This is a genomic window from Streptomyces sp. NRRL WC-3549 (assembly GCF_000721935.1).
Taxonomy (GTDB): Bacteria; Actinomycetota; Actinomycetes; order Streptomycetales; family Streptomycetaceae; genus Streptomyces.
This window is the reverse complement of record NZ_KL585420.1, coordinates 21,237-24,964: the sequence shown is the minus strand read 5'-3', so window position 1 is coordinate 24,964 and position 3,728 is coordinate 21,237. Positions and strand designations below refer to the sequence as shown.

4 protein-coding genes and 1 pseudogene are annotated in these 3,728 nt (G+C 73.4%); 4 read left to right on the top strand and 1 reads right to left on the bottom strand.

What is annotated here, in order from left to right; all coding sequences use genetic code 11:
• The coding region (locus IH13_RS0124575) for a CorA family divalent cation transporter (protein WP_031087926.1) at positions 1-400 on the bottom strand (400 nt) is incomplete at its 3' end.
• Between the two features lie 63 nt (positions 401-463).
• Between IH13_RS0124575 and IH13_RS0124570 the strand changes: the two genes are divergently transcribed.
• The 4 genes and pseudogenes from IH13_RS0124570 to IH13_RS0124555 form a co-directional block, all read left to right on the top strand.
• Positions 464-1,186, top strand: a complete 723-nt coding sequence (locus IH13_RS0124570) for a histidine phosphatase family protein (RefSeq protein WP_031087924.1) — start codon at positions 464-466, stop codon at positions 1,184-1,186.
• A gap of 110 nt (positions 1,187-1,296) precedes the next feature.
• Positions 1,297-1,890, top strand: a complete 594-nt coding sequence (locus tag IH13_RS0124565; protein WP_031087922.1) for a DUF3090 domain-containing protein — start codon at positions 1,297-1,299, stop codon at positions 1,888-1,890.
• Complete coding sequence (locus IH13_RS0124560) at positions 1,851-2,726, top strand: SCO1664 family protein (protein ID WP_031087920.1); 876 nt, start codon at positions 1,851-1,853, stop codon at positions 2,724-2,726. Before IH13_RS0124565 ends, IH13_RS0124560 begins: the two co-directional genes overlap by 40 nt.
• A gap of 393 nt (positions 2,727-3,119) precedes the next feature.
• A pseudogene (locus IH13_RS0124555) lies at positions 3,120-3,728 on the top strand (cysteine--1-D-myo-inosityl 2-amino-2-deoxy-alpha-D-glucopyranoside ligase); the annotation flags it as partial.

The following is a 3,728-nucleotide window of genomic DNA, read 5'->3' as shown; positions in this document are numbered from 1 at the left end:
CCTGCGGCTCGGCCTCCAGACGGCGCCGTACGGCCGCGAGCGGTGCGCCCTCGCCGTGCCGGACCGTCACCACGAAGGAGTCGCCCACGAAGAGCATCAGCTCGTCCGTGGTGACCGCGTCGCTGCCCGAGTCGTAGACCACCGGCTTGATGACCACGAAGAGCGAGTCGTCGTAGACCTCCAGCTTGGGCCGCTGATGGGCACGCAGGGCGTCCTCCACCGCCAGCGGGTGCAGCCCGAACTCGCTGCTGACGCGGTCGAACTCCGTCGCCGTGGGCTCGTGCAGGCCGATCCAGACGAACGCGTCCGCGGCGGCCCGGGCCTCGGCGAGGGCGGCGGAGAAGTCCGACGGGCCCTCGGTCCGGCGCCCGTCCTGATAAATGCCACAATCCACGATCACGCGCGCATTCTTCCCTGCCGACGGCTTCCGTGCATCCCCCCGGTGCCCTCTACGCTGGCAGGTATGCCCACGCTCATCCTCGTACGCCACGGACGCTCGACCGCCAACACCTCCGGAGTCCTCGCCGGGCGCACCCCCGGGGTCGCGCTCGACGAACGGGGCGCGTCGCAGGCCGCCGCGCTCCCGGGCCGACTGGCCGGCCTCCCGCTCGTGGCGGCCGTCAGCAGCCCCCTGCAGCGCTGCCGCGAGACGCTCCGGCCCCTCCTCGACGCCCGTCCGGGCCTGCCCCTGCACACCGAGGACCGGATCAGCGAGTGCGACTACGGCGACTGGTCGGGCCGCAAGCTGGCCGAACTCTCCGACGAACCGCTGATGTCCGTCGTGCAGCAGCACCCGTCGGCCGCGGCCTTCCCCGGGGGCGAGTCGATGCGGGCCATGCAGGCGCGGGCCGTCGAGGCCGTACGGGAGTGGAACGCCCGCCTGGAGGAGGAGCACGGGGAGGACGCCGTCTATGTGATGTGCTCGCACGGCGACATCATCAAGTCCCTCGTCGCCGACGCGCTGGGCATGCACCTCGACCTCTTCCAGCGCATCCACGCCGACCCCTGCTCGGTCACCGCGATCCGCTACACCCGGCTGCGCCCCTTCCTGCTGCGCCTGGGGGACACCGGTGACCTGGGGTCCCTGGCTCCGCACGGACAGGCCCCGGGCGCCGACGCGGACGCGGACGCGGCGACCGGCACGGCATCGGACGCGGCCGTCGGCGGCGGCGCGGGGGCACCGTGATCGCTCCGCGCAGTAGGGTGGACGCGCCGTAGCGGCCTTGCGGGGGGCGTCCCCCGCAGCGTCCCCGGCCGCCCCCCCATTCGCCTTCCTCATCTCAAGGGAGACAGGACGTGTCCCGTCAGGTGTTCCTCTACGACCCCCCGGACCGTTTCGTGGCCGGTACGGTCGGGCTGCCTGGCCGCCGTACGTTTTTCCTGCAGGCATCCTCGAGGGGCCGGGTCACGAGCGTGGCCCTGGAGAAGACCCAGGTTGCCGCGTTGGCCGAACGGATCGACGAACTCCTCGACGAGGTCGTCCGGCGGACCGGCGGCAATTCACCGGTGCCGGCCGTGGCACCCATGGAGGTGGCCGACACCGCGCCCCTCGACGCGCCCGTCGAGGAGGAGTTCCGGGTCGGCACGATGGCACTCGCCTGGGACGGCGAGGAACAGCGCATGATCGTCGAGGCCCAGGCCCTCGTCGAACTGGACGTCGACTCCGAGGACGACCTGGCCGAGGCGGAGGAACGCCTCCTCCAGGACGAGGAGAACGGCCCGCCGATGCTCCGCGTCCGGCTGAGCGGCGCCCAGGCACGGGCGTTCGCCAAGCGTGCCCTGGACGTCGTCAACGCCGGCCGGCCGCCGTGCCCGCTGTGCAGCCTGCCCCTCGACCCGGAAGGACACGTATGCCCGCGGCAGAACGGATACCGGCGCGGAGCCTCCTGACCGGGGCCGCGCTGCGCACCCTGCTCGCCGAGGGCGAGCTCACGGTCCTCGGACGGGTACGCGGCGCGTCGAACGCGGTGCTGTACTGCACGGTCGCCCACGAGGGCGAGGAACGCCCCTGCGTGTACAAGCCGGTCGCCGGGGAGCAGCCGCTGTGGGACTTCCCGGACGGCACACTCGCCCAGCGCGAGGTGGCCGCCTACGAGGTCTCCGAGGCCACCGGATGGGAGCTCGTGCCGCCCACCGTGCTGCGGGACGGCCCCTTGGGCCCGGGCATGTGCCAGCTGTGGATCGAGGCTGACGAGCCCGCCGGGCCCGCACCGGAGACCGCTGCCGCGGGTGTGCACCTGCTGTCGCCGCTGCTCGCGCTCGTGGAGGACGAGGAGCCGGGGGAGGGCTGGAAGGCCGTCGGCTTCGCCGAGGTGGGGGAGGGCCGGACGGCCCTGCTGGTGCACGCGGACGACCCCCGGCTGCGCCGGCTCGCGGTTCTGGACGCGGTGATCAACAACGGGGACCGCAAAGGCGGGCACCTGCTGCCCGCGCCCGGCGGCCGGCTGTACGGCATCGACCACGGCGTCACCTTCAACGCGGACGACAAGCTGCGGACCCTGCTGTGGGGATGGGCCGGCGAGCCGCTCGACGCGGAGGCCGTCGAGGTGCTGGGACGGCTCACCGCCGGTCTGGCGCCGGGAGCGCCGCTGGCCACCCGGTTGGCCGAACTGATCACGGCGGTGGAGCTGGACGCCCTGCGCGGCCGGGTGGCCCGGCTGCGCGAGAGCGGGCGGTACCCGCAGCCGGGCGGGGAGTGGCCCGCCATCCCCTGGCCTCCGGTGTAGGACCGCCCGGCCGGAGGGGTCCGGGCCAGGGGCCCGGGTGTCCGGCGGGCCGGGGCAGGGTCTCCGGCGGACCGGGGCCCGGGTGTCCGGTGGCCGGGACCGCACACCGCTTGAGAACACGTCTTGAGAACACGCCGACCCGCCCCTCCCGTCGGGCGCGCCGTCCGGTCCTGTCCGGCGGGCGCACGACGACGGACGCCGTCCCGCGCCTCCGGCTCCGGCCCGGCGCGCGGCGGGCCGGATGTACCGGGCCGCAGGCCGTACCTCCCGGGCGGACGCCTCCCCGTCCGACGCGGCCCCGTGCCGGAAGGGCCCACCACGCAAGACCGCCAATTCGGCCAGGATCCCCGGTCCGGTTCGTATCCGGAAGCATCGTCCGGTTACGCTCATGACATGCATGCCTGGCCCGCTTCTGAGGTCCCCGCCCTTCCCGGCAAGGGCCGCGACCTTCGGATCCACGACACCGCGACCGGCGGACGGATCACCCTTGACCCCGGTCCCGTCGCCCGCATCTACGTCTGCGGCATCACGCCGTACGACGCGACCCACATGGGTCATGCGGCGACCTACAACGCGTTCGACCTCGTTCAGCGCGTGTGGCTCGACACCAAGCGTCAGGTCCACTACGTCCAGAACGTCACCGACGTCGACGACCCGCTGCTGGAGCGGGCCGTGCGCGACGGTGAGGACTGGACGGAGCTCGCCGAGCGCGAGACCGCCCTGTTCCGTGAGGACATGACCGCCCTGCGCATGCTCCCCCCGAGGCACTACATCGGGGCCGTGGAGGCGATACCCGGCATCGTCCCGCTGGTGGAGCGTCTGCTGGACGCGGGCGCCGCCTACCAGCTCGACGGCGACGTGTACTTCTCCGTGGAGTCCGACCCGCACTTCGGCGGGGTCTCCCACCTCGACGCCGAGGCCATGCGCCTGCTCTCCGCCGAGCGCGGCGGCGACCCGGAGCGTCCGGGCAAGAAGAACCCGCTGGACCCGATGCTGTGGATG

Coding starts and splice junctions, on each gene's coding strand:
- IH13_RS0124570 (WP_031087924.1), top strand. CDS start 464: ATGCCCACGCTCATCCTCGTACGCCACGGACGCTCGACCGCCAACACC.
- IH13_RS0124560 (WP_031087920.1), top strand. CDS start 1,851: ATGCCCGCGGCAGAACGGATACCGGCGCGGAGCCTCCTGACCGGGGCC.